Here is a 584-nt window from a genome sequence, read left to right on the forward strand (position 1 = left end):
CACCATTCCCGCAGCCGGTGAAGACGTTGGCTACCAGCAGGCAGGAACCATCCCGATGGTCCAGCACAGCGAGATCGGTGGTGAGCAGCATGCGCAACTCGGGAAGGCCGAGGTCGTCGACGGCGTGCGCGGGGAGCCGCTCGATGCGGCGCACGATGTCGTAGCCGAGATAGCCGACCAGACCACCCATGAGCGGAGGGGCCTGTGGGCTGTTCGAGGCCTGCAGGGTGCTCTCCACCGCACGCAGGATGTCGAGCGGGTCACCGTCGACCGGCACTCCGGGAGGCGGCGCACCGTCCACCCACACCGCCTGCCCGTCGCGCTCGGTCAGCGTCGCCGCGGCCCGCACACCGATGAACGAACACCGCGACCACACCCCGCCATGCTCCGCCGATTCCAGCAGGAACGTCCCGGGGCCGCCGGCGAGCTTGCGGTAGACGCCGACGGGCGTCTCCCCGTCGGCGAGCAGCCGACGGGTGACGGCGACGACCGGATGCGCTGCCGCCGCGGCCCGGAACTCCTCCCGGCCGGGGATGATCTGCCCGGTCGTCATCGGTCCGCACCGGCCTTGCTCACGCCGGCCC

The 584-nt window shown here is 71.7% G+C and carries 1 pseudogene; it reads right to left on the reverse strand.

Going from position 1 to position 584, the window contains the following annotated elements:
- Positions 1-553, reverse strand: a pseudogene (locus tag AC08ON_RS01215) (anthranilate synthase component I); the annotation flags it as partial.
- Between the last annotated feature and the right edge of the window lie 31 nt (positions 554-584).

The organism is Frankia sp. CoWAU3, assembly GCF_977971855.1.